Genomic DNA, 25,026 nt, shown 5'->3' on the forward strand with positions numbered 1-25,026 from the left:
GGGCCCATGCGACGGCCCTTGTCGGCGCTCCGCCGCCCGGCGACCATGGCCCCATGATGACCGTGTTCGAGGTGTACCTCGCCCCGGGGACCGGCAGCGCCGACCTGCTCAGCGCCGAGGTGCTGCGCGAGACCGGCGCGCAGATCATGACGCTCCAGGAAGCGGAGCAGGTCGGCTTCCAGGGCCTGCAGGCGCTGGAGGGCGCCGGCGACGTCCGGCTCATCGCCGTGCGCGCGCGCGACGCGGCCTGGATCCACCGCTGCCTGGAGACCAGCGGGGCGGTCGCCTCGTTCCGGGCCCACCAGGTCGACTGAGCCGCCCCAGCGCGGCCCGCGCGACCGGCCCCCCGGCACCCATGGCGGCCAGCCGATGAGCGCAGCCCGAGAGCTCCGGCGCTCGCCGCCGGCGTCGCTGCTCCAGGCGGTCGACCGCCATCGAGCGCAGGCGTCGCTGCGCCTCGACCCCGCCCGGCGCTCCGAGCTCGGCCAGTTCCTGACGCCCCCCCGCGTCGCCTCGTTCATGGCGTCGCTCTTCCAGCGCCTCGGCGGGTCGGTCCGCGTCCTCGACGCCGGCGCGGGCGTCGGCTCCCTCACGGCGGCGCTCGTCGCCGAGGCGTGCGCCCGGCCCGACCCGCCGACGGACATCCTCGCCGTCGGCTACGAGCTCGATCCGGCGCTCGTAAAGCGTCTTTCCCAAGGCATGCGCGCGTGCGGCGACGCCTGCCGCGCGGCGGGCATCGCGTTCCACGGGCGCGCCGTCCGCGCCGACTTCATCGCCGCGGCCGTCGAGGAGCTCTCCCTGCCCGGGCCGCGCGCGGGCTTCACCCATGCGATCCTGAACCCGCCCTACAAGAAGCTCGGCGCCGGCTCGGCGGCCCGGCGCGCGCTGCGCCGCGCCGGGATCGAGGCGAGCAACCTCTACGCGGCGTTCCTGGCGCTCGCGGTGCGCGTCCTCGAGCCCGGCGGCGAGCTCGTCGCCATCACGCCGAGGAGCTTCTGCAACGGCCCTTATTTTCGCGCCTTCCGCGAGCTGTTCCTGCGCGAGATGTCGCTCTTCAGGGTCCACGTCTTCGAGTCGCGGACGGCGGCGTTCGCGGAGGACGACATCCTGCAGGAGAACGTCGTCGTCTGCGGCGTGAAGGGCGCGCCGCCGGGCGCCGTGCTCGTCTCGTCGAGCAACGGCCCGGACGACGGGCCGATCGCGGCGCGGAAGGTCCCCCTCGCCGAGGTGGTGCGGCCGGGCGACCCGGAGCGCTTCATCCACGTCGTCCCGGATCAGGCCGGGAAGGACGTGGCGGACGCGTTCGCGCGGCTGCCGGCGCGCCTCGCCGATCTCGGCCTCTCGATCTCCACGGGCAAGGTCGTGGACTTCCGCGCTCGGGCGCTCCTCCGCGCGGACCCCGCGGCGGACACCGCGCCGCTCATCTACGCCGCGCACCTCGACGCCGGCGTGGTCCGCTGGCCGAGGCCCGGCAAGAAGCCGAACGCCCTGGTCGATTGTTCCGCGACAGCCCACCTCTGGATGCCGAGCGGGACCTATGTCGTGGTCAAGCGCTGCTCCTCGAAGGAGGAGCGCCGGCGCATCACGGCGGCCGTGTTCGATCCGGAGCTGGTGCCCTGCGCGCGCGTGGGCTTCGAGAACCACCTCAACGTCTATCACCGGGGCGGCGCCGGGCTGCCGCCGCTCCTCGCCCGCGGCCTGCGCGCGTTCCTGAGCTCCACGCTCGTGGACACGTATTTCCGGCAGTGGAGCGGCCACACGCAGGTCAACGCCGCCGACCTCCGGCGGCTCACGTATCCCTCGCTCGAGGCGATCGAGCGGCTCGGCGCCCGCGCCGGCGATCGCGCCCTCGGCCAGCGCGAGATCGATCGCGCCGTCGAGGAGGCGCTCGGCGCGGGCCCGTGAGGCGCCCTCCCCGAGGGCGGCTCGCCGGCATGCCGTGAATGCCAGTCCGGCGCCGGACGCAGAGAACATGGCTTTTCGGCGAGCGCGCCGAAGCCGGCGAACCTCGCCTTCGGGGACATCGACGAGAGCCGGTGTCCATCGCCACGAGGGGAATGCTCTCTCCGAGGAAAATAGCGCGTCTCCTGCGCGCGTGTGGCTCGCTTCACCGCATCTCGCGCTGTGCGAAAGATGCCGTGTGGTTGCTTTATCGACCGGCGATGGTAACAACACCGCATGTTTCATTCCTCTCTGCGTGGTCACGCGCTCCTCGCGCTCTTCGCTCTCTCCGCGCTCGCGCCGGGCTGCGGATCGGAGCGGCCGCAAGCGGGCGATACGAAGCCGCCGGCCTCGGGGCCCGGCCAGGGGACGCCGTTCGAGAACCCCGGCGGGATGTGGATGCCCGAGCAGATGGCGCAGCACAAGGAGCAGCTCGAGGCGCTCGGCCTCGAGATCGATCCGGCGTCGCTCGCCGATCCCACGGCGTCCCCGCTCGGCGCGGTGGTGAGCCTGGGCGGCTGCTCGGCGTCGTTCGTCTCGCCCGACGGGCTCATCGCGACGAACCATCACTGCGCCACGAGGGCGCTCCAGTACAACTCCACCCCGGAGCAGGACCTCCTGACGAGCGGCTACCTGGCGAGATCCCGCGCCGAGGAGCGGTGGGCCGGCCCCACCGCGCGCGTCTTCGTGACCCGCGCCTTCCGCGACGTCACCGGCGAGGTGCGGCGCGGCCTCGAGGCGATCTCGGGCGATCTCGAGCGGTATGAGGAGATCGAGCGGCGCAAGAAGCGGCTCGTGTCCGCGTGCGAGGAGGGGCGCCCGGAGATCCGCTGCTCCATCGCCGAGTATTTCGGCGGCGGCCAGGTCTCCTTGATCGAGCAGCTGGAGATCAAGGACGTCCGCCTCGTCTACGCCCCGCACGAGGCCATCGGCAACTTCGGCGGTGACATCGACAACTGGCGCTGGCCGCGCCACACCGGAGATTTCGCCTTCTTCAGGGCCTATGTCGGCAAGGACAACCGTCCCGCGGGCCACGCGGACGACAACGTGCCTTACCGCCCGGCGCACCACCTGAAGCTCGCCTCCGCGCCGCTCCACCAGGGCGACCTGGTGATGGTCGCCGGCTACCCCGGCACGACGAACCGGCTCCGGACCGCGGCGGAGGTGGAGTCCGCCGTGTCGTGGCAGTACCCGAAGCGGGTGTCGTTCTACGAGGAGTCGATCGCCCTCCTGGAGGGTCTCGGCAAGAACGACCCGGCGGTGCGCATCAAGGCGCAACCGACCATCCAGGGCTACAGCAATTACCTGCTCAAGACGCGCGGCCTCCTCGAGGGGCTGGTCCAGGGCGGCCTGGCCAAGGAGAAGGCCAAGCTGGAGGGCGAGCTCAAGGTCTGGATCGACGCCGACCCGGAGCGCAAGGCGGCCTACGGCGGCGCGATCGAGAAGATCGCCGCGCTGCACGACGACCAGCGGAAGACGCGCGACCACGACGCGGCCGTGGGGGAGATCCTCTCGTCCGCGCGGCTCCTCGACGCCGCCGTGACCCTCGTGCGCATGGCGGAGGAGCGGTCCAAGCCCGACGCCGAGCGCGAGGCCGAGTACCAGGAGCGCAACTGGGAGCGGCTCGAGCAGGCGCAGGTGTCGCTGCAGAAGTCCTACGACCGCGCGATCGATCGGAGCACCTTCAAGCTGGCCCTGAAGCGCGCGCTGCGGCTCGATCCGAAGGACAGGCCGGCGCTCGTCGGGAGCCTCGCGGGCGGGGTGCCGCCGACCGAGGCCGCCCTCGGCGCGGCGGTCGACGCCCTCTATGAGAAGACGGCGCTCGAGGACGCGGCGACCCGGGTCAAGCTGCTCAAGACGGCGACGACCGAGGAGCTCGACGCGAGCCGCGATCCGATGATCCGCCTGGCCCTCGCGCTCGCGCCCGTGGACAAGGCCATCGAGGCCCGCGACAAGGCCTACGCCGGGGCGATGACCCTCGTGAAGCCGCGCTTCGTCGAGGCGCTCCGCGCGTACCGGGGCGGCATGCTCGCGCCCGACGCGAACGGCACCCTCCGCATCACCTACGGCACGGTGCGGGGCTACCGCCCGGAGATCGACAAGCCGGTCTATCGGCCGTTCACCGTCCTCAGCGAGGTCGTGAAGAAGACGACCGGCAAGCCGCCGTTCGACACCCCGGAGGCCCTGCTCGAGGCCGTCCGCGAGCGGCGGTTCGGCCCGTACGTGGACGGCGACCTCGGCGAGATCCCGGTCTGCTTCCTCAGCGATCTCGACATCACGAACGGCAACTCCGGCTCCGCCACGCTGAACGCGCGCGGCGAGCTCGTCGGCCTCGCCTTCGACGGCAACTACGAGGCGATGGCGTCCGACTGGCTCTTCATGCCGTCGATCACCCGGACCATCCACGTCGATCACCGCTACATGCAGTGGGTGATGGACGCGGTGTCCGGCGCGGACGCCGTGCTCAAGGAGATGGGCGGCACGCCCGTCATCGACTGAGGCGGCCCGAGCGGCGCCGGCGCGCGATCCGATGCCACCCCATCGTCACGCGCCGGCGTCGTCGGACGAGATCTGCACCTCGCCCTCGGCCACCGTCCACAGGATCGACGTGCAGCTCCTGCCGAACGCCCGGTCGTGGGTGACGAGGAGCAGCGCGCCCGGGTAGTCGGCGAGCGCGCGCTCCAGCCGCTCGATCGAGGGCAGATCGAGGTGGTTGGTCGGCTCGTCGAGCACCAGCGCCCACGCGTGCTGCCCGAGCCCGAGCGCGATCATCAGCTTCCGCGCCTCGCCCGGCGACGGCCGCGCCGACGCGAGCAGCCGGCCCGGCTCCACCCCGAGCGCCGCCACCAGCGACATCACCCGCCCGCGCTCCTCCGGGGGCAGCCGCCGCGCCCGCGCGAGCAGCGCCTGCTCCTCCGCCTCGCCGAGCTCCTGCGGCACATAGAGCACCTTGTCGGCCGGCACCCGCGCGCCCTCGAGCAGCGCCTTCACCAGCGTGGTCTTGCCGGTGCCGTTCGGGCCCGCGATCCGGATGCGGTCCTCGCGGCCGACGCTGAGCCGCACGTCCCGGAGCAGCGCCCGCCCCTCGCCGCCGGCGCGGATCTCGGGCGCGTCGAGCACGAACAGCCACGGCGCGGGCGACCGCTCGTAATCGACGAACACGCTGCGGCCCACGGCCTTCTCGAACTCGAACTCCCCCGCCTCGGCCGACACCTTCTCGAGCTTGCGCCGCGTCACGCCCACGGAGCGCGACAGCCGCGCCTCGGCCGCGGCCACCCGGATGCCCGCGAGCATGCCGCGGGCGTCGTGATCGCGCGGGCCCTTGACCCGGTTCTTCGTGCTCCGCTCCGCGTCGGCCGCGGCCTGCGTCCGTCGCTCCTCGCCGAGCCGGCGGCGGAGCTGCCGCTCCTCGGCGCGCAGCCGCTGGTGCGCCTCCTCGCGGCCGCGCGTCTCCGCCTCCCAGTGCTCCTTGGCCGCGCTGTAGCCGCCGGGGTAGAGCCGCGCCGCGGCCCGGTCGACCCGGATCGTGCCGACCGTCAGCGCGTCGAGGAGCTCGCGATCGTGCGAGACGCACGCGCCGATCCCCTGGAACCCGCCGAGCGCGCCGACGAGCAGCGCCCGCGCGTCCGCGTCGATGTGGTTGGTCGGCTCGTCGAGCAGGAGCACGTCCGGCTCGGCGGCGAGCGCCGCGCCGATCTGCCACCGCTTGCGCTCGCCCGGCGACAGCGTGGCCCAGCGCTCGAGCTGCGCCGGGTCGAGGAGGAGCTCGCCGCGCAGCCGTCGCGCGAGGCCGTCGTCGGCCTCGGAGAGCGCGCGGATCGCCGCGTCCGCGTGCTCCACGGCCTGCGGGCAGACCGCGATCGTCGCGCCCCGCGGCTCGACGCGCAGGCTCCCGGCGTCGGGCTCGAGGTCGCCGGAGAAGAGCCGGAGCAGCGTGGTCTTGCCGGCGCCGTTCGGCCCGACGATCCCGTACCAGCCGGGCGTGAGGCAGAGATCGACGTCGGTGAGGATCGGGGACGCGTCGGAATAAGCAAAGGAGAGGCGGTGCGCGCGCAACGACGACATACAAGCTCCTGAATCCAAGGGCCACGCGGCCCGGTCACGGGACGGGCAGGCCGCGCGTCGCGCCAAGGCTCATGCGACCTTGTGCGCTCGCGGCCCGCGACGGAGACCGATTCAGGAGCTGATCTTCACCGGAGCACTCTCCTCTTGCGTCAGCCGCACTCTGTAACAGACGGCCCCGGCTCACGCAACCTCCGCCCCGCGGGAGGCGCGGCGCGGCGTCGCGGCGTCACGATTTCGCGCCGCGCGCGTCGGGCACGTCGCCGCGCGGACAGGGCCTCAGGGAAACAGCTTTGCCGCGAGCTCGGGCTTTCCGGCCAGGAGCTCCCGCAAGCTCGGCGTCACGCTCTCGAGCAGCGTGGGCCCGAGCTTCGACGCCTCGACCCAGCGCCAGTCGATGGGGCCGAGGGGCGGCTCGGGGTCGTACTCGATGAGGCTCTGGATCGTGCGCGCCACCTCGTTGCCCGCGAGCCGCGCGACCAGGGCGAGCGCCATGTCGATGCCGGCCGACACGCCCGCGGCCGTGATGACGTTGCCGTCCTCGACCCACCGCTTGCGCACCGGGACCGCCCCGAGGCGGCCGAGGTGCTCGAGGAACGTCCAGTGCGTGGTCGCGCTGCGCCCCTCAAGCAGCCCCGCCGCGGCGAGGATGATCGACCCGGTGCACACCGAGCCGAGCACCTCGGCGGTCCTCCCGGCGGCGCGGACGTACGCCATGAGCCTGTCGTTCGCGATGGCCTTGATCGGGCCGGCGAGGCCGCCCGGGACGACGAGCCCGAACGGCTCCGGAACCTGCTCGAACGTCCGCTCCGGCTGCGCGCCGAGGCCCACGTCGGTGGGCACGGGCTCGAGCCGCTCCCCGACGGTGACGACGTCGAACGCGCCGAAGCTCTCGAGGTTCTTGATGACCTGGAGCGGCCCGACGAGGTCGAGCAGCGTCATGTCGGGATACACGAGGAACGCGATCTGCCTGGCTTGCATGGGGGCTCCGTGGTGGGTCTTCGAGATCCTTACGCGGCCAGGAAGCCGCCGTCGACCGGGAGCGCGGCGCCGGTCACGTAGCCGGCGCCCTCCGAGCAAAGCCACAGCGCGGCGCCCGCGATCTCGTCCTCGGTCGCCATGCGCCCCAGCGGGTGCTGCGCCACGAGCGCCCGCACCAGCTCGGGCGCGAACGCCTCGGCCTGCTCCATCGCGGGCGTGCGGGTGACGCCGGCGCAGAGGGCGTTCACGCGGATCCCCCGGGGCGCGACCTCAAGCGCGACCGACCGCGTCATCCCGATGACCGCGTGCTTGGACGCGACGTACGCGTGGTGCGCCGCCTTCCCGGCGACGCCGTAGATCGAGCTCATGTTGACGATGGCGCCCCCGCCCGACCCGAGCATGGCCGGGATCTCGTGCCGCATGGCCAGCCAGACCCCGCGGGCGTTGACCGCCATCACGTCGTCCCACACCGCCTGGTCGGCGTCCTCGAGGCGCGCCATGTCGCCGCCCACGCCCGCGCAGTTCGCCGCGGCGTCGAGCCGGCCGAAGCGCTGCACCGTCTGCTCCACGGCGCGCCGCACCGAGGCCTCGTCCCGCACGTCGGTCGGGACGAACAGCGCCGGCGCGCCCTCCCGCTCGATCGCCGCGCAGGCCCGCCGCCCGGCGTCGTCGCCGCGCGCAGCCACCGCGACCCGCGCCCCGCCGCGCGCGAACGCCCGCGCCGTCGCGAGGCCGATGCCGGAGGTGCCCCCGGTGACGAGGGCGACCCGCCCGGAGAAGTCGTACCTGATCATGACAGCTCCCTTCCTTGTGAAACCACGCGGCGTCCGCGCCGACGCCGCGTGGCGCTACGCGGCGTCCGCGCCGAGGCCGCTCCGGATGAACCGCACCGCCTGCTGCGCGAGGCGGCGGCGGCGCTTCGGGCCGAGCTGCTTGCGCAGCGCGTCCGAGGCCAGCACCTCGTGGAGCTCGGCCCCGAGCTCCTGCAGCACGACCTCGGTCAGCCCGGGGCCGACGACGGCGGAGACGAGGCGCGTCGCCACCTCGAGGCTCGTGTCGGTCGCGCGCAGGGCGCCGCTCGCGACGCCCTGCTCGAGCAGGGCCCGGAGCTCGGCGACGCCCGCGTCGCAGATGGCCCGGTGCAGGCCGCGGACCTCGGCGTCCGCCGTCGGGTCCGCGGCCGCGGCCGACAGGCGGGCGAGGCGCGGGTGCTCGACGAGGAACGCCATGCCGCGCTCGATCTGGGTCTCGAGCCGCGCCCAGAAGTCGCCCTCCAGGGTCGCGGCGCCCACGAACTCGCGCTTGCGCCGCGGCGCCTCCTCGGTGAGCAGCCACCGATACAGATCGAGCTTGTCCTCGAAGTACTGATAGAAGCTGCCCTTCGGGATGCGGGCGCGGCGCGCGATCTGCGACAGCGACGCCTCGGCGTAGGTCCGATCCGCGAACTCGGCGATCGCCTCGCGCACGAGGCGGTCCCGCCGCTCCTCGGGCAGCCCAAAGAACGTGCTCTTCGGCATGCGACCGATCAGTCATATGACCGATCGGTCGCATGGTCAAGGAGGCCCGCCGGCCGGTGGGCGGGATCGCGGACGCGACGCGGTCGCCCGTTGCGCCGCCAGATGGGCGGTGGCGGGCGAGTTGGGCGATGATGGAGGCGTGAGGGCGGCACCCGCCCCGCGCACCCCCTTTCTACCAAGGACCGATCCGTGACCAGCACCCAGCCGATGATCCAAGGAAGCGTGGCCCCTGGCTTCGAGCGCGTTCGCGACGCGTTCGTCGAGAACCTCACGCGACAGGGCGACGCCGGCGCGTCGTTCTGCGCCTACGTCGACGGCGTCGAGGTCGCCCACCTCTGGGGAGGCGAGGCCCGCCCCGGCGTCCCGTGGACCGCGGACACCCTCGCGTGCGGGGCCGCCGTGGGCATCGGCATCGCCGCCCTCGTGGTGCAGCGGCTCGCGGACCAGGGGAAGCTCGACGTCGACGCGCCGGTCGCCGCGTACTGGCCGGAGTTCGCGGCGGAGGGCAAGGGCGCGATCACGGTGCGCATGGTCCTCGGCCACAGCGCCGGGCTGCCCTGGTTCCCCGACCCCGAGCTGCGCGTGCGCGTGGACCGCCCCGAGACGCTGCTCGACGGCGAGGCCATCCTCCGGCTCATCGAGGCCGCGCCGCCGGTCTGGGAGCCGGGGACGCAGTGTGGTTACCACACGACCACCTACGGCTGGCTCGTCGGCGAGATCGTCCGCCGCATCACGGGCAAGAGCCTGGGGACCTACCTGCGCGAGGAGATCACGGGACCGCTCGGGGCCGACTACTGGATCGGGCTGCCCGAGTCCGAGCACGACCGGGTGGCGTGGATGAGCCCCGATCCGATCACGGATACCGACCAGTTCTACAAGTTCATCAACGCCGACACGCCGCCCGGCAAGGCCATGTTCATGAGCCCGGGCCGCCGCTTCGGCGACCTGATCCGGGACGGGATGAACCACCCGACGTTCTGGCGGGCGGAGCTCGCGTCCCGCAATGGAGTGGGGACCGCCCGCGGCGTCGCCCGGCTGTACGCCATGCTCGCCTCGGGGGGAGAGCTCGACGGCGTCCGGGTGGTCTCGGCCGACTCCACGGCTCGCCACATCCAGGTGCAGTACGACGGCAACGACTTCATCTGGGGGAACCCGCTCCGGGTCGGCCTCGGCTACATGCGGCCCTCGGCGAGCGTGGGCATGGGCCCGCACGACGAGGCGTTCGGCCACCCCGGCTTCGGCGGCGCGATCGGCTTCGCGGATCCCGTCTCCCGGGTCGGCTTCGCCTTCCTCCCGAACCGCATGGTCCTCGCGCTCACGACCGACGCGCGGGCCGAGACGCTCGCGGAGGCGCTCTACGCGTGCCTGAAGACCGCCGCCTGAGGGGCGGTGGTCGTCGCATTGCCGGCGTGCGCGTTACCATGGAGTGACGGAGATCCATGATCTCCCGTTCCCGCCCTCCTCCCGCTCTCCCGCGATCCTGTTGAAATCTCACCGCCGCCGGAGGCGCTGGTCCTCGGCGGCGCGACGTCGCGCCCCGTCGACGGCCCGCCGCCCCGCCGACGCGGCGGCGCGCGCGGGTGCGGCCGGCGGCGCGCGGGCTCGATCGCGCCGCGTCACGGCCGCCGCGACGACCTCCGGGAACGGCGATCGCGCTCCGGGCGGAGCGGGGCGTTCATTTTGCATAGCGAGCGAGCGCGACGGCGTGCAGTGCTGTCTCGCTGCAATGCGCGTCACATCGAAAGTGAATTACTTCGCCGTCAGCATCTCTGGAGAGGGCCACGGGCGTTCGATCCAACGCGCGCCTCAGGCTCTGTCCTCGATGAGGCGCGCTCCATGGAGCGCGCGCCGAGGCGATGTGCCCGGGCCGCGCGTCATGCATTCAGAGATGAAACCCGAAGTGAGCTCGGCTTTCATTGCTGCACAGTCGCTCCCGAGATCTCATGCGGATCATCCGGCCGTCACGGGCCAGGGGTCGCAATGCATCTCCACCGCATGGCCACTGCAGTGTCGTCCAGGTGCAGCACGTCTCGTCGACGCCGCCTCCATGAGGACAAACGCGCGTCCGGCGCGAAGAAATGTATTTTTATTTACGCTGCCTGGCTGCCGCCGTCGGCCACCGCGTCTGCAGACTCGGTATGCCCGCCGCTTCGAACACGCGACTGAACGCGAGCCCGAACGCGCGCCCGAACGCGCGAACGACCTCGTGAGGAATTCTCCTACAAAGAATACAGTTGCGCATTTGTCCGCATGGTATATACCACGCTGTCATCAGATGGAGGAGCACCGACGAATCATCGGACGTCCGCAGCAATGAAGAGAGCTTAACGGTTCTCTCGTTGGCTCTGGTCTCATGATGCACCGGGAGATGCCCTCGCTGCAGTCCAGGCGATCGTGAGTCGCGCGCTCGCATCATCGCGAGCGTGACGACGACCGAGGAGCGCGGCCGCGCCGTGCGGGAGCCGAGCCACTGGCTCGTGCCGCGCGGCGGCCGCGAAGCGCCTTGCAGGCGAGCGATGCGCCCAGGTGGCCACGCACCAGAGTATCGCGGATATGCGTCCTGAGTCGTCCGATTCGTGCTCTCTCCAGCGCTAGGCGAGCTGCGCTCGGAGCAGCGCCGACCAACGCCCTAGCGCGGCCCAGAACGGCATCTGAGGCAGTACGAAACTCATGCTGGTGGACGTGCGCCGCCATGGCGTCGCGGCCGTGTCCTCCCCACGTCACAGGAAGAGCGCAATGACTCGACTGAACTTGTTCGCCCCCGATGTGCGAGAGAACCCGTACCCCTTCTATGCGGCGCTGCGGCGCGAGTCGCCCGTGTGCCAGGTGGACCCGAACGGGATGTGGGTGGTCACCCGGTACGACGACATCGTCTCCGCGCTGAAGGATACGCAGGTGTTCTCGTCGGCGGGGATGCGCCTGGCCACGGAGCCTCCCTATCTGAAGCGCCCGAATCCCCTGTCCGACTCTCCGATCCTCGCCGACCCGCCGCGGCACACCCAGCTGCGCAACCTCATCAACCGGGCGTTCACCGCGTCCACCGTGAGCTCCGTGGAGCCGCACATGCGATCCACGGCCGCGAGGCTCGCCGACGAGCTGGTGCAGCGCCGCACGGCCGACTTCATCTCCGCGTTCGCCTGTCGCGCGCAGATCCGCGTCCTCGTCCAGCTCATGGGCCTGGATCCCTCGCTCGAGAGGCAATTCGTCCGGTGGACCGCGGACATGGTCAGCGTCGGCACCACCTCCCCCGATGACCACCAGCGGCATGACGAGCTGCGCCAGACCATCGACGAGATGGAGCGGTTCATGCAAGAGCTGCTGAGGAGCCGTCGTGACCGGATGGAGAACGATCTGGTGAGCAGCCTGCTCCGCTCGCAGGTGAACGACGCCGTCCTCACGGACAAAGACGTGATCGCCCTCCTCTTGCTGATGCTGGTGGCGGGGCTCGAGACGACAGAGACGCTGCTGACGCACATGGTGCTGATCCTCGCGCAACGACCAGCGTGGATGGATCGCCTCCGGGCCGAGCCCGCGCTCATCCCACGTTTCATCGAGGAGGTGCTGCGGTTCGAGCCGCCCGTGCACGCCGTCATGCGGCTGACCCTCGCCGAGACGGAGCTCGGCGGCGTGCGCGTGCCCGCCCACGCGATCGTGGCGTTGCTCCTCGGATCGGGGCTGCGCGACGAGGCGCGGTTTCAGGACCCGGACTGCTTCGATCCAGAGCGCCGCGCGCAGGCCAGCCTCGCGTTCGGCCACGGCGCCCACTTCTGCCTCGGGGCCTCGCTGGCTCGGGCGCAGGCGCGCGTGGCGCTGGAGGAGCTCCTTTCGCGATGTAGGCGCATCGAGCTCCGCGCCGAGCGCCTCGAGTGGAATTCGGCCCTCAATACCCGCTGCCCGCGCGCGCTCCCCATCGAGGTGATCGCCGCCTGACGTGACCGCCGCGATCCGCGGCCAAGCTCCCTCCGCCACTCGTCTCGCACCTGCCGCAACGTGGCGCGCCGTGCTCTCGACAGCACGAGGACGCCCACGGTTCGCGATGGAGTCCACGATGTCCTCTGATCGAACCAGCGTCGTCGTAACCAAGAGCGAAGCTGATTTTTTCGAGTACCCGTTCCCTGCGTCCCGCCACCCCAAGGTTGACGTCGTCGAGCGCCGCACGTTGCAGTGGGTCCGCCGTCTGCGGGTGGCGACCGAAGGCCACGCGCTATCGCGCATCAAGGCGGCGAGCGTGGCCCACCTCGCCGCGTGGGTCTTCCCCTCGGCGAAGCTGCAAACCCTGCAGCTAGCGTCGGATTTCACCGCCGTGTTGTTCCTCCTGGACGACGCGTACGATGAGGGCAGCCTCAGCGCAGATCCCGGGGCCGTCGCGAAGCTCAACGAGAAATACCTGGGCGAGCTCTTCGGGTATGTCGACGCGGACATGGATGATCCCATCACGCGCGGCCTGCTCGACATCCGCGATCGCATCCGGCGCGATCATCCACACTTCTTCCTGAACCGCTGGCTCTCGCATTTTCAGTATTACTACGAGGCCAACCTCTGGGAAGCGAACAACCGGATGCAGCGCAGGGTTCCGGGCATCGACGAGTACATCCGGATGCGCCGTTACAGCGGCGCCGTCTACCCGTATTGCGATCTGCTCGAGCTGCTCCTGGAACAACCGCTGCCGCTCGAGGTCGTGGAGCACCCTACGCTCCAGGGCGTCCGCGAGATCTGCAACGATATCCTCTGCTGGACGAACGACTATTTCTCGCTCGAGAAGGAGCTGAAGTCCGGCGAGGTGCACAACCTGATCGTCGTCCTCCGGGAGATCGGCGGCCTCACGCTGCAAGGCGCCGTTGCGGAGCTCAAGCGCATGCACGACGAGCGGATCGCAGAGTATCAATACCTCAAGTCGAGGATGCTCGCGGCGTGCCCGACGAACGGGATCCAGCAGTACCTGGACGCAACAGACGCCATGATCGCCGGCCATCAGCGCTGGGCGCTCGCGGCCCTGCGCTACTCGGAGCTAGGGGACATGGTGGCGCACGCCGGATGACGGCGGGCGAGGGGCCGCGACGACAGCGGAGCGCCGAGCCGGCAGCGCCGGGAGGGCAGCCTCGAGCTGGACGGGCGGCGACGAGACCCGCGCCGCTCAGGCGTGCAACCTCGCCGCGGTGCGCTTCATGGCGTACGCGATGCCCGCCTTGAGGTTGGCCCGCGTCTCGATTTTGCCTAGATCCACGCCGAGCGCGACCAGGCTCTGCGCCACCGCGGGGCGGAGGCCGGTCAGGATCGCCCGGCTCCCGAGCAAGCCCACCGCGTGGGCCAGGCTCATCAGCCTGCTCGCCACGCTCGAGTCCACGCTCTTCACCCCGGTCACGTCGACGATCACGACCTTGGCAGAGCTGGCCGCGACGCCCTGCATCGCGGTCTCGATCATCTGCGCGGCGCGCTTGTCGTCGATGGTCCCGATGATCGGCATCACCATGATGTCATCGGTGATCGGGATGAACGGGGTCGACAGCTCGAACAGCCGATCACGCTGGCTCCGGATGATCTCTTCTTGCATCTGGACGCGCTCCTCTTGCAGTCGGACGCGCTCGGCGAGCTCCACTTGCAGCCGGCCGTTGACGGAGCGAAGCTGCTCATTGGACATCCGGAGCTCCTCGGTCCGCGCGGCGACCTCACGCTCGAGCCCCTCGTACAGCTTCGCGTTCTCGATGGAGGTCGCGATCTGCGCCGAGAGGAGGCTCAGGAGCTCGAGGCGGTCCTGCGTGAACGCGCCGATCGACAGATTGTTCTCGAGGTACAGCACACCCACGAGGCGGCCCCGACGCAGGATCGGCGCGCACATCAGCGACTTCGTCCGCTTCTCTTGGATGTACGGATCCGCAGAGAACTTCGCTTCCTGAGCCGCGTCGTCCAGGAGGACGCTCTTGAGCGTGCGCTGGACGTAGCTGATCACCGACTGGGGGGCCCCGCGGAACGAGCCCAAGGCCACCCCCTGGAGCACGCTGACGTGCTTCGGCTCGACGGTCCCCTCCGCCTCGACGACGAGCGCATCGCCGCGCGCCAGGGCCAGCACGCCCGACTGCGCGCCGACGTATTCGAGGACGATCGTCATCAGGCTCTCGAGCAGCCTCTCCAGGACGATCTCGCTCGCCATGGCCTGTGAAGCCTTCACGACGCTGAGCAGGTCGAGCGAGGCCCCGTCGTGGGTGGACGTCACCGTCACCGACGCGGATTGCTCGGGCATTCCCTCGAGGATGAGGTGAGGGAACGCGGAGACGAGGCTCTGGCACTTCGCGTCGGCCCCCCAGAGCGCATAGCCGCGGTAGGCCATGGTCATGTAGTGCTGAGCGATCTCGCGGCGGCCCAGCCCCCGGTAGAAGGCGGACGCGAGCTCGCACGCCAGCGCCTCTTCCTGGATGTAGCCGTGCTTCCGAGCCCCCTCGATCGCGCGATCGTAGAGGTCCATCGCCTCGACCACGGCGTGCTTCACCCGCGCGAGCTCGGCGCGCACCAGGTCATGCTTGTGCTGGCCGTTCTCCGGCGCGAACCGCGCCCACAGCTCGAGCCTCTGTTGATTCGCGTCGACCTTGCGGAGCAGCTCCTGCCGAGCGTCCTCGGCGGCCACACCCACGACGGCGAGCGTCGAGAGCGAGCCGTAGAAGTTGTGCTCCAGGACGATGGCCATGCCGCCGACCGCGTCCTGGTACTCCTCGGCGGCCCGGAAGCAGTCGTAGGCCTGCTCCGGCTCGCCGAAGTAATACAGCAGCATGCCCTTCGCCAGGTGCAGCGAAAACAGGGAGTTCCGGCTCTGCCCGAGGCACGGGATCATCGTCGTCTCGTCGAAGCTGTCGCCCACGAGCTTCAGCTTCTCCGCCGACGGGGCCCTCAGGCTGTGTACGAGCTGCTTCCAGATCCTGCAGGTGTAGAGCGAGTACTGATTGTTCAGCCGCTGCGACAGCTCCACGGAGTGCCTCATCCGCTGCTCGGTCACCGCCAGGTTCTCTCCCACGAGGAACGAGTGCAATGAATGGTGAGCCGAGCTGTACACGGAGTACTCGATGTCGCCGGTGTCCAGGCCCACCTGGACGGCGTGGATCATGGGCTCGAGGGTGTCGCGAAGGTGCCTCTTCCAGTGGTAGATGAGGACGTTCACGGTCGCGTAGATCTTGCACTCGAGCTCGACGGCGCCGAACCGTTGGATGAGCTCGATGGCGAGCTGCCCCAGATCGAACGCCACGTCGATGTTGTCCGCGAAGTACTGGATGACGCCGTACGTCGCGTAGACGAGCGCGGCGAGGGGCGAGTTGCCGTACCGCGTGCAGATGTTGACCATCGTGAACGCGTTCACCGGAAACAGGGCCGGCCTGGCGAGATACACGGCCGGATTGACGGTGGTCAGGATCCGGATCCCGGCCTTCATCCGCTTGTCCGTGATGGCAGGCAGCTGCGCCAGTCGAGCTACGCTGACGTCGGCCGGCGGCGCCTGGCACACGGGCACCTCGAGCATGGCGATGACGCTCAACGCCAGGTCGATGGCGTCGGGCATGCGGTTTTGCGATATGTAAAACTGAATGCGCGTCTCGTAGACCCGGATCTTCTCGAGCACGTCCCTCGCATGGTCCTCGACGATCTTCGCGCACGCCTCCGCGCGTTCGAAGTTGATCGTCAGGTACTCCAGCTCGACCAGATCCGTGTAGATGGCGAGCGACAGATCGTGGTTCGCCTCCCACGAGTCCTCCGGCAAGAACGCCGCCGCGGCGCGGAGGCACTGCACGCCGGGGCCGTACGCCGTGGAGCGCCGCGCCTTCTGACCAGCCTTCAGGTTCAAGAGCGCCGCCTCGTACCGCTCTCGCCGGTCCACGATCAGCTCCGCCCCCATGTTGAGGTGCAGCACGATGTCGTAGATCCGCTCCTCGATCGACTCGATCGGGGTCTCGCTGATGAGCAGCCGCCCGAGCTCCAGGTGCGTCCTCTCCTGCTCGATCTGCGTGAGCAGCTTGTAGGCCGCCTGCTGCACGCGGTCGTGCAGGAACTTGAACGTGACCGGGCCCTCGTCGTCGTCGTCGAGGAAGCGCGCGATCTTGTAGTCGCCGTCGACGGGCACGACGAGCCCCGCGTCCAGCGCGTCCCAGAGATCCTCGTCGGTGGCGCGCACGTCCTTGTGGTGGAGGAGGGCGAGGAGCCTCAGATCGAACTGGTTGCCGATGCACGCGGCGAGCTTCAGGACCCGCTGCGTCGACGCGCGGAGCCCCTGGATCCGCCGGACCATGAGATCGACGACGTTGTCCGCGACGTCCATCCGCTCGATGTCGGCGATGTTCCACGTCCAGGCGCCCGTCTCCGAGCTGAAGCGCAGGTGACCGTCGCGGCAGACGCTCTCGAGGTACTGGATGGTGAAGAACGGGTTGCCGTGCGTCTTCGCGAAGATGATGTCCGAGAGCGGACGGCACTCCTCGGGAGGCGCGTCGAGCGTGTCGGACACGAGCTGATTCACGTGCTCGGGCGCGAGCGGCTTCAGCGTGATCGTGCGCACGCGCGCCCCGCTGCGCGGCAGCGCGCTCAGCATCACCCGGAGCGGGTGCGCGTCGTCCACGTCGTTGTCCCGGTACGACCCGAGCAGGAGCAGGTGGCGGATGTCGGCGTCCTCGAGGAGAACGCTGATGAGGTTGAGCGAGCCCGTGTCGGCCCACTGGAGGTCGTCGAGGAACAGCACGAGCGCCCGCGTCTTCAGCGCGATCGCGCCGATGAAGCTCCGGAACGTCAGGTTGAACCGGTTGCGCGTCTCCATCGAGCCGAGGGCCGGGACGGGCGGCTGCTCGCCGAGGATGAGCTCGATCTCCGGGATCACCTCGGCGATGACGCGGCCGTTCGGGGCCACCGCCGCGAGGATCCGCGCCTTCCAGTCGGCGAGCTCCTCCTTGCTCTCGGTGAGGATCTGCCGGACGATCTCCCGCAGCGCGGCGATGACGGCGGCGTACGGGACGTTGCGCGTGAACTGGTCGAACTTGCCCGCGGCGAAATAACCCCCCTGCTTCGCGATCGGCTTGTGGATCTCGCTCACCACCGCCGACTTGCCGACGCCGGAGTAGCCGGCCACGAGGACGAGCTCCGACGGGCCCCCCGCGCCGCTGATGCTCCTGAACGCCGAGAGGAGCGCGCCCACCTCCTCCTGCCGGCCGTAGAGCCGCTGCGAGATCTGGAGCCTCGTGGGCTTGTCCTTCCTCCCCGGCACGAAATCCAGCGCTGGCGCGTCGTGCTCCAGCATGTCGAGGCAGGCCTTGAGATCCGCCTTGAGGCCGAAGATGCTCTGATACCGCTCCTCCGCCGTCTTCGACAGGAGCTTCATGATGACCCTGGAGAGCGCCTCCGGGATCTCCGGCCGGATGAGGTGCGGCGCGACGGGCGTCTTCGCGATGTGATGGTGCACGAGCTCCAGCGGATCCGTCGTCTCAAAGGGGAGGCGCCGCGTCGTGAGCTCGTAGAGCGTGACGCCGAGCGAGTAATAGTCCGAGCGGAAGTCGATCGAGCGGTTCATCCGGCCCGTCTGCTCGGGCGAGATGTACTGGAGCGTGCCCTCGCCGGCCGACCAGGGGTCGTACACCGCCGCGCGCTCGCCCGGCAGGAGCGAGGCGATGGAGAAGTCCGTGAGCTTCGACGTGCTCACGCCGCTGTCGACGATGATGTTGCTGGGCTTGATGTCCTTGTGGATGATGTTCCGCTCGTGGATGGCGCCGAGCGTGTCCGCGAGCTGGAGCGCTATCCGGACCGACTGCACGAGCCCGATGCCGCGGCCATTGCCGCCCTCGCCGATGCCCTCGTCGATGCCCTCGTCGATGATCGAGCGCAGCGAGCGGCCCGCGAAGTACTCCATGATGAGCGCGGCGTAATCGAGGCGGACCTCGAGGTCGTAGACCTTGACGACGCCGTCGAGGTCGAGGTTCCGCGTGATCTCGTACTGGCGCTTCAGGATCGCGACGTTGCGGGTGCCATTGACGCCCTTGCGCGCCACCTTGATGACGCACATCTTGCCCGTGCTCTTCTTCCGGCCGAGGTAGACGCTGCTGCGAGCTCCGTCGTGCAGCGTGTCGAGCAGCTCGTGATTCAGTAGTTCCACCATGACGGCTACCCCCTGGAATGATAAGGCTATCGATCCGGCGCGGCGTTCGGTCTGGTTCGAGGAGAAGGCCCCGGAAAGACGGCTGTCCTCGGGGGCGCGGAGATCGGCTGCGTCGTTGGAAGTGCGCGCGAACCGCGCGAACCGCCTGAGGAGCGGACGTGCTCGGCGGGGCGCATCACCGTAAGCAATCGAAACGAGCGGCTTGTGTCAAGGTCGAACCGCCGCTTCTCCACCGCACGGATCGTGCGCTCTCCCGCGGGGCTCCGCGGCCGAGACGCCGCGCGTCACGGCTTCGGCGCGCGAGCCCGTTGGAGCGCCGGAGCGAATGCGACGCCGGCCTCTCCTCGCTGTGCGAGCGCTCACGGCCCCACGCGGCGCACGCGCGCTCGACGGCCGTGACCATCATGCGATGACGGCCTCTCCCCGCGAGGGCCACGATGCTTTGGCCTCACGCGCAGGCAACACCATGGAACATCAGGATGGACGGAACCCCTTAGGGGAGCTCCTGATGTCCGCGACGAGTCCGCATGTCCACAGGTCATTGCGTTAGAGCGCAATGGTCCTTTGACATCGGGCGGGGCGCGGCGTGATCCACGCGCGGTCGCGGCGGCGACGCCGCGGGCGCGGGCCGGGGGACAGGGAACGACGCTGAGCTCGTGGTGGGAAAGGTGGGTGTTGCGTGAGCCCATGTGGGGAGAGCGGGACGACCGCGGGCTCGGTCAGGCGTTGCACCCGCCGGGCCCGCGCGGCTCCGGCAGCGCGGTCTCGCCGCGGGAGAGCGCCTCGAAGCGCGCCAGGATGACCTGCCAGCCCTCGTCGTGGCGGGCGCGCATCGGCGCCGCGCGCTCGCCGGCCCGGTCCCAGCCGCGGTGCACGACGTCGACCCGCGTCTGCGCCGCCACGAGCTCGACGAACTGCACCTCGACCTCCTGCGCCGAGGCGGGCGCGCGGCCCGGGTGCCACGTGAACGCCAGCCGCCACGGCGCGTCCCAGGCGACGACGGTCCCCCAGAGCGCCTCGGTGCCGTCCCGCGCCCGCTCGAAGACGCGGCCGCCGACCGACGGCTCGATGTGGCACGACGCCGCCGCGCCGCGGCCCACCGAGTGCGTGGCGAGCGGCCACCAGTCGCCGATCCGCCGGACGAACAGGTCGAAGGCGTCGGCCTGCGAGAGCGGCACGATCAGCGAGCGCCGGATCGGCGGGACGACGTCGAACGACATCGCCGGCTACTTCCCCGCCGCCGCCTCGGAGCCCGGCCGCCGCGGCTCCCGCGCGCCCGCGAACGCGGCGCCCTCGCGGCCGATCGCGGGCGCGTCGGCGATGTGCCCGCGCTCGTCGAAGGCGTGGCCCATCGCGCCGAGCGCGCTCCGCAGCTCGTCGGGGAAGCCGCCCTTCTCGATGAACAGCTTGTCGGGGTAGTCCTGCTGGTGGAAGCGCGGCGCGTTGACCGCGGTGGTCACGTCGAAGCCGAAATCGACCACGTTCGAGAGGATCTGGAAGACCGCCGTGAGGATCGTCGGGCCGCCGGCGGCGCCGAGCACGAGCTCCACGCGCCCGTCCTTCCCCGTCACGATCGTCGGCGACATCGACGAGAGCATGCGCTTGCCGGGCGCGACGGCGTTGGCTTCCCCCTGCACGAGGCCGAACTGGTTCGCGGTGCCGGGCACGGTGGCGAAGTCGTCCATCTCGTTGTTCAGCACGAAGCCCGCGCCGGTCACGGTCACCCCCGAGCCGTACCAGCCGTTCAGCGTCGTGGTCAGCGCGACGGCGTTGCCCTGCGCGTCGACCACCGAGAAGTGCGTCGTGTGCGGGCCGCGGCCGCCCGAGTCCTTGGCGCCCGCGCCGCGGGTCAGCTCGTCGGTCGGGGTCGCGCGGTCCGGCGCGATCGTGGCGCGCTGCTTCTCGGCCCACGCGACCGAGAGCAGCTCGTCCACCGGGTTCTTCACGAAGTCGGGATCCCCGAGGATCTCGTTGCGCGCGAGGAAGACGCGGCGCATCGCCTCGGCGACCACGTGCACGTGCGACGGCGAGTGCCAGCCGAGCTTCGCGACGTCGAGCCCCTCGAGCTGGTGCGCGATCATCGCGAGGGCGAGGCCGCCCGACGAGGGGAGCGGCATGGAGGCGACGCGGCGCCCGCGGTACTCGAACACGATCGGCTCGCGCCACTTCGCCTTGTAGCCCTTGAGGTCCGCGGCCGAGATGATGCCCTTGCCGCGCCGCATCTCGGCGACGACGAGCTCGGCGGTCTTGCCCTCGTAGAAGCCCGCGGGCCCCTTCTCGGCGATGCGCTCGAGCGTCGCCGCGAGCTCGGGCGACTTCCAGGTCGCGCCGACCTGGATGGGCGCGCCGCCCGGCAGGAACAGCGCGGCCGAGGCCGGGAAGCGCGCGAGCTTGCCCGAGGCCGACTTGACCGTGGTCGCGAAGTTCTCGTCGACCGGGAAGCCCTCCTTCGCGAGGCGGATCGCCGGCGCGATGAGCTCGGCCCAGGTCTTCTTCTTGGAGCCGAGCTTGTCGTACGCCTCCCAGAGCCCGGCGACGCTGCCGGGCACGCCGGCCGCGAGGTGGCCGACGCGGGAGCTCTCGGTGGGCTTGCCGTCCTTGCCCTTGTACATGTCGTGGGTCGCCTTGGCCGGCGCGGTCTCGCGGAAGTCGAGCGCGTGCTCCTTGTCGCCGACGCGCGCGACGAGGAACCCGCCGCCGCCGAGGTTGCCCGCCGTCGGGTGCACCACGGCGAGCGCGAACGCCGTCGCGACGGCCGCGTCGACGGCGTTGCCGCCCGAGGAGAGGACGTCGGCGCCCACCTTCGTGGCGAGCGCGGCGTCGCTGGAGACCATCGAGGGCCCCCGCACCGGCGGCGCGCCCTCGGGGTAAGGCCACCCGGCGGGGAACCGCGACACCGGCGCGGCCGGAGGGGCCGGCGCGGCCGGCGCGGGCGCCGAGGCGGCGGCGCTCGGCGACGGGGGCGGGGGCGGCGCGGGCGGCGGCGGCGGGACGGCGGCCTCGCAGCCGGCGAGGGCGAGGAGGACGACGGCGAGCAGCCGGTGAGAGGCGCGGAGCTTCATCGCGGCGGCTTATAACCCAGGCCCAGCGCCGCTCGAAGGCCGGAGGCACAGCCGCGCGAGCGCGACCGCGCGCCGGCGCGGGCGCGGGTTCTCCACACGCCGCGCGGCGCCCGCGCGCGGGCGCGGGTTCTCCACACGCCGGCGCGCGGGCGCCGCGTGGATCGCGCGGCGTCTCCTCCGCGCGCCGGCGCGGCGCGGAGACGCGCGGCGTCCGGGAGGCGCGCATCCCGCGGGTCTCCGCGCCGGCGCGCGCGCGGCGGAGCGTGCGCCGTAATCCGTCACAGCTGTTCGGGTTTCTGCTGATCAGCTGTACCGCTCTCCCGCGAACGGGAGAGCGACGCGCCGTACAGGGCGCGTGGAGCAGGGCGTCTTACCGAGGCGCCCGGAGACGCCTCTCGGCGCCGCGAATCGATCCGTGTTGGTCGTTGGCTTGGGGGCTTCGCCGCGCTTGGGTATGATCGGCCCCGGATGTTTCCGACGGAGCCCGCTCCCGAGACGATTGGGGCCTACAAGATCCTCCGGCGCCTGGCCGGTTCTGGGCCCACCAGCGTCTATCTCGGGCGGCTGGACGGCCCGCTCGGGTTTCGCCGCGTCTGCGTGCTGAAGCTCGTCCCGAATACGGCCGAGGGCGATCCGCGCTTCGCCGACGAGCTCGCCCGCGAGGCGTCGATCTGCGCGTCGATGAACCACCCGGCCATCGTGCGGATGTTCGACTTCTTCGAGCACGCCGGCCGGCTCGTGCTCGTGCTCGAGCACGTCGAGGGCGTGAACCTCAATCGGCTGCTCCAGCACCTCGCGGCGCGGCAGCAGAAGCTCGCCGACGCGGCGGTCTACTACCTGGTCCACTGCATCGCCGGCGCGCTCGCGCACGCGCACGGGCTGACCGACGAGCACGGCAGCCCCGCGCCGGTGATTCACCGGAACCTCCACCCGGAGAACATCGTGATCGGGTGGGACGGGCAGGTGCGCCTGACCGGCTTCGGCATCGGCAAGATCCTCGGGCGCACGCCGGACACCATCGCGGGCGTGGTGAAGGGGGCGCCGGGCTACATGGCGCCCGAGCAGGTGCGCGCCGAGCGGGTCACGGTCAAGGCCGATATCTACGGCGTGGGGCTCCTGCTCTGGTCGCTGCTCTCGGGGCGGCGGCCGCCGGCGGACGGCACCAAGCCGCCTGGAATCGCGTCGATCCGCCCCGAGATCCCGCGCCCGGTCGTGGCGTTGCTCGACACGGCCCTGGCGCTGTCGCCGGACGATCGGAAGACCACCACCCAGGAGATCGAGCAGACGCTCGCGAAGGTCGCGCGCCCGGAGAAGGGGAAGGCGGAGCTCGTGACGCGCGTGCAGTCGGCGCACGCGACGATCGAGATCGAGGACGCGGATCCGGAGGAGGACCGGCGGCCGACGATCCCGGTCAAGGGCAAGGGCGGGCAGACGGCGCGGCCCGCGGCGGACGCGGCGAAGCGGCTCGCGAAGGATCTCTTCGCGAAGGATCAGGCCGCGAGGGAGGGCGGCGCCGCGAGGCTCCGGCCCGGCGCGCGGGCGGGGACGACGCCTCCGGCGCCGGCGCCGTCCGAGGCGCTGGCGGCGGCGGCGCGCCCGGACGGCAAGCTGTCGGCGCGCGCGCCTGGGCCCGAGCCGATCACGATCCCGGTGCCGGCGGATCAGGCGCCGCCGACGCCGGTCGCGGCGGCGCTGCCGGCCGCGCTCGGGGTGAAGGGCGCCGACGGGCGGAAGCCCGCGCTGCCGGATCGCGAGACGTTCGGCCGGCTGTACGAGGCGTCGAAGCGCGCGGCGGAGCGCGACGCGGCGGCGGCCGAGGAGGTGCTGGCGGGGGGCGGGCCGGCGACGCTGCCCGAGGTGGAGCCGGTGTTCGAGGAGGACGACGCGACGATCCCGGGCACGGGCGCGCCGTCGGTCCGCTTCGGGACGTCGATCTCGGCGATCCCGGAGGCGATCCGCTTCGGTCCGCCGCCGGCGCTTCCGGCGGATCTCACGCCGGCGTTCTTCGCGCCGCCGCCGCCAAAGCCGCCGTCCGGCTCGCCGGTGACGCCGTCCGGGGTGACGGTGCCCATGGGCACGACGGGCCTGACGCCGCCCGGGGTGACGGTGCCGGTGGACCGCACGGCGGGCGGGACGCCGCCCGGGGGGGTGCCGTACCCGAGCGCGGCGGGCCTGCGCGGCCCCTCGGCGGAGTCGTCGCCGCCGCCGGGCGGGTCGATGCGGCGGCAGCGTTCGCCCACGATGGGCTGGCAGGCGCCGCGCTCGCTCTCGCCGGTCGGGACGATCGCGGTCTCGGCGATCACGGCGACGGTGGTGGCGGCGATGTGGATCTACGTCGCGCGCCGGGATCGGCCGGTGCCGGCCGCGGCCGCGCCGGTCGAGCAGGCGGCGACGGCCGCCGAGCCCGTCGTCACGGCCACGGCGGCGCCGGCGCCGCCGCCGAGCGTTGCGACCTCCGCGAAGCGGGCGCCGGGCGCGAAGGCGCCTTCCGCGAAGGAGCTGGCGGCGCAAGAGGCCGCGGCGGCGAAGGAGGCGGCGAGGGAGGCCGCGGCGGCGAAGCAGGCGGCGGCGAAGGAGGCCGCGGCGGCGAAGGAGGCTGCAGCGAAGGAAGCCGCGGCGAAGGAGGCGGCGGCGAAGGAAGCCGCGGCGAAGGAGGCGGCGGCGAAGGAAGCCGCAGCGAAGGAGGCGGCGGCGAAGGAAGCCGCAGCGAAGGAAGCCGCTGCGAAGGAAGCCGCAGCGAAGGAGGCGGCGGCGAAGGAAGCCGCGGCGAAGGAGTCTGCCGGCCAGGGGCGGGATGGGGTCAACCCAGCCACCCTGCCCAAGGGGCAGGGCGTGCTCACGGTGGGGTTCCCCGATCCGGGGGGCGTCTACGTGACCGGCAAGTACGCGGGGGACGTCAACGAGCCGCTGGTCATCCGCTGCGGTCGTTTCTTCGTGCGCGTCGGAAAGCCTGGCAAGACGAAATTCCCCGAGTGGCTCAGCGCGGGCGTGACGGCGCAGGTGCCGTGTCAGGGGGCCACGGCCATCGATATCAAGCCGACCGCCCCGCCGAAGCCGCGAAAGAAGCGGTAGCGCGGCGCCGGCGAGCGGCGCTCGGACGAGGAGGGGTTGAATCGCCGCGGCGCCAAGGAGAGGGGGCTCCGTTCTACCGGCGTCCAGACCGTTTCTCGAGCAGGGCGGTTCAGCGCCGCGTTGCCCGGGTTCTCCCTTGGTTTCATGAGAGAATGAACCACAGAGGCACAGAGGGCACAGAGGGAAGAGAAGAAGAGAGAAAGGCTATTTCTCTTTCTCTCTCTCCTCTGTGCCCTCTGTGCCTCTGTGGTTCAAATCCTCTTCATCAGAGCCTTAGTTA

14 protein-coding genes are annotated in these 25,026 nt (G+C 71.3%); 7 read left to right on the forward strand and 7 right to left on the reverse strand.

Annotation, left to right across the window (positions count from 1 at the left end):
- Positions 1 to 53 precede the first annotated feature (53 nt).
- The 3 genes from WME83_RS49125 (at position 54) to WME83_RS49135 (ending at position 4,440) form a co-directional block, all read left to right on the forward strand.
- The gene (locus WME83_RS49125; protein ID WP_437316617.1) at positions 54 to 314 is read left to right on the forward strand and encodes a hypothetical protein; all 261 of its coding nucleotides are present in this window, start codon (positions 54 to 56) and stop codon (positions 312 to 314) included.
- Between the two features lie 55 nt (positions 315 to 369).
- A complete protein-coding gene (locus tag WME83_RS49130) occupies positions 370 to 1,905 on the forward strand; it encodes an Eco57I restriction-modification methylase domain-containing protein (RefSeq protein ID WP_437316618.1) in 1,536 nt (511 codons plus the stop codon).
- Positions 1,906 to 2,178: 273 nt separating this feature from the next.
- A complete protein-coding gene (locus WME83_RS49135) occupies positions 2,179 to 4,440 on the forward strand; it encodes a S46 family peptidase (RefSeq protein WP_437316619.1) in 2,262 nt (753 codons plus the stop codon).
- A 45-nt stretch (positions 4,441 to 4,485) separates the two neighbouring features.
- Here the strand turns inward: WME83_RS49135 and WME83_RS49140 are convergent, their stop codons facing one another.
- The 4 genes from WME83_RS49140 to WME83_RS49155 all read right to left on the reverse strand — a co-directional run bounded on the left by WME83_RS49140 (position 4,486) and on the right by WME83_RS49155 (position 8,501).
- The gene (locus WME83_RS49140; RefSeq protein WP_437316620.1) at positions 4,486 to 6,006 is read right to left on the reverse strand and encodes an ATP-binding cassette domain-containing protein; all 1,521 of its coding nucleotides are present in this window, start codon (positions 6,004 to 6,006) and stop codon (positions 4,486 to 4,488) included.
- A 276-nt stretch (positions 6,007 to 6,282) separates the two neighbouring features.
- Positions 6,283 to 6,984, reverse strand: coding sequence for a DJ-1/PfpI family protein (locus tag WME83_RS49145; RefSeq protein WP_437316621.1), 702 nt, complete (start codon positions 6,982 to 6,984; stop codon positions 6,283 to 6,285).
- A gap of 29 nt (positions 6,985 to 7,013) precedes the next feature.
- Positions 7,014 to 7,778 (reverse strand): SDR family NAD(P)-dependent oxidoreductase, encoded by a 765-nt coding sequence (locus WME83_RS49150; RefSeq protein WP_437316622.1) that lies wholly within the window; start codon positions 7,776 to 7,778, stop codon positions 7,014 to 7,016.
- Positions 7,779 to 7,832: 54 nt separating this feature from the next.
- The gene (locus tag WME83_RS49155) at positions 7,833 to 8,501 is read right to left on the reverse strand and encodes a TetR/AcrR family transcriptional regulator (RefSeq protein ID WP_437316623.1); all 669 of its coding nucleotides are present in this window, start codon (positions 8,499 to 8,501) and stop codon (positions 7,833 to 7,835) included.
- Positions 8,502 to 8,690: 189 nt separating this feature from the next.
- Here WME83_RS49155 and WME83_RS49160 point away from each other — a divergent pair, with 189 nt between their 5' ends.
- From WME83_RS49160 to WME83_RS49170, 3 genes are all read left to right on the forward strand, one after another.
- Entirely contained in the window at positions 8,691 to 9,884 is a 1,194-nt protein-coding gene (locus WME83_RS49160; protein WP_437316624.1) for a serine hydrolase domain-containing protein, read from the forward strand.
- A gap of 1,353 nt (positions 9,885 to 11,237) precedes the next feature.
- Positions 11,238 to 12,431 carry a cytochrome P450 gene (locus WME83_RS49165; protein ID WP_437316625.1) on the forward strand — a complete coding sequence of 398 codons (1,194 nt, stop codon included), beginning with the start codon at positions 11,238 to 11,240 and terminating at the stop codon, positions 12,429 to 12,431.
- 118 nt (positions 12,432 to 12,549) lie between these two features.
- A complete protein-coding gene (locus WME83_RS49170) occupies positions 12,550 to 13,539 on the forward strand; it encodes a terpene synthase family protein (protein WP_437316626.1) in 990 nt (329 codons plus the stop codon).
- A gap of 96 nt (positions 13,540 to 13,635) precedes the next feature.
- Here the strand turns inward: WME83_RS49170 and WME83_RS49175 are convergent, their stop codons facing one another.
- From WME83_RS49175 to ggt, 3 genes are all read right to left on the reverse strand, one after another.
- Entirely contained in the window at positions 13,636 to 18,612 is a 4,977-nt protein-coding gene (locus WME83_RS49175; protein WP_437316627.1) for an AAA family ATPase, read from the reverse strand.
- Positions 18,613 to 19,331: 719 nt separating this feature from the next.
- Positions 19,332 to 19,832 (reverse strand): SRPBCC family protein, encoded by a 501-nt coding sequence (locus WME83_RS49180; RefSeq protein ID WP_437316628.1) that lies wholly within the window; start codon positions 19,830 to 19,832, stop codon positions 19,332 to 19,334.
- A 6-nt stretch (positions 19,833 to 19,838) separates the two neighbouring features.
- The gene (ggt, locus tag WME83_RS49185) at positions 19,839 to 21,674 is read right to left on the reverse strand and encodes a gamma-glutamyltransferase (protein ID WP_437316629.1); all 1,836 of its coding nucleotides are present in this window, start codon (positions 21,672 to 21,674) and stop codon (positions 19,839 to 19,841) included.
- A gap of 468 nt (positions 21,675 to 22,142) precedes the next feature.
- Between ggt and WME83_RS49190 the strand changes: the two genes are divergently transcribed.
- Entirely contained in the window at positions 22,143 to 24,746 is a 2,604-nt protein-coding gene (locus WME83_RS49190; RefSeq protein ID WP_437316630.1) for a serine/threonine-protein kinase, read from the forward strand.
- Positions 24,747 to 25,026: the final 280 nt, after the last annotated feature.

Source organism: Sorangium sp. So ce385 (genome assembly GCF_051474135.1).
GTDB classification, from domain to species: domain Bacteria; phylum Myxococcota_A; class Polyangia; order Polyangiales; family Polyangiaceae; genus Sorangium; species Sorangium cellulosum_D.

What these genes read in the sequence shown, in the direction of transcription:
- WME83_RS49125 (WP_437316617.1), top strand. Translation starts at nt 54, where the DNA reads ATGATGACCGTGTTCGAGGTGTACCTCGCCCCGGGGACCGGCAGCGCC.
- WME83_RS49175 (WP_437316627.1), bottom strand. Translation starts at nt 18,612, where the DNA reads ATGGTGGAACTACTGAATCACGAGCTGCTCGACACGCTGCACGACGGA.
- WME83_RS49155 (WP_437316623.1), bottom strand. Translation starts at nt 8,501, where the DNA reads ATGCCGAAGAGCACGTTCTTTGGGCTGCCCGAGGAGCGGCGGGACCGC.
- WME83_RS49165 (WP_437316625.1), top strand. Translation starts at nt 11,238, where the DNA reads ATGACTCGACTGAACTTGTTCGCCCCCGATGTGCGAGAGAACCCGTAC.
- ggt (WP_437316629.1), bottom strand. Translation starts at nt 21,674, where the DNA reads ATGAAGCTCCGCGCCTCTCACCGGCTGCTCGCCGTCGTCCTCCTCGCC.
- WME83_RS49140 (WP_437316620.1), bottom strand. Translation starts at nt 6,006, where the DNA reads ATGTCGTCGTTGCGCGCGCACCGCCTCTCCTTTGCTTATTCCGACGCG.
- WME83_RS49170 (WP_437316626.1), top strand. Translation starts at nt 12,550, where the DNA reads ATGTCCTCTGATCGAACCAGCGTCGTCGTAACCAAGAGCGAAGCTGAT.
- WME83_RS49130 (WP_437316618.1), top strand. Translation starts at nt 370, where the DNA reads ATGAGCGCAGCCCGAGAGCTCCGGCGCTCGCCGCCGGCGTCGCTGCTC.
- WME83_RS49150 (WP_437316622.1), bottom strand. Translation starts at nt 7,778, where the DNA reads ATGATCAGGTACGACTTCTCCGGGCGGGTCGCCCTCGTCACCGGGGGC.
- WME83_RS49145 (WP_437316621.1), bottom strand. Translation starts at nt 6,984, where the DNA reads ATGCAAGCCAGGCAGATCGCGTTCCTCGTGTATCCCGACATGACGCTG.
- WME83_RS49180 (WP_437316628.1), bottom strand. Translation starts at nt 19,832, where the DNA reads ATGTCGTTCGACGTCGTCCCGCCGATCCGGCGCTCGCTGATCGTGCCG.
- WME83_RS49135 (WP_437316619.1), top strand. Translation starts at nt 2,179, where the DNA reads ATGTTTCATTCCTCTCTGCGTGGTCACGCGCTCCTCGCGCTCTTCGCT.
- WME83_RS49190 (WP_437316630.1), top strand. Translation starts at nt 22,143, where the DNA reads ATGTTTCCGACGGAGCCCGCTCCCGAGACGATTGGGGCCTACAAGATC.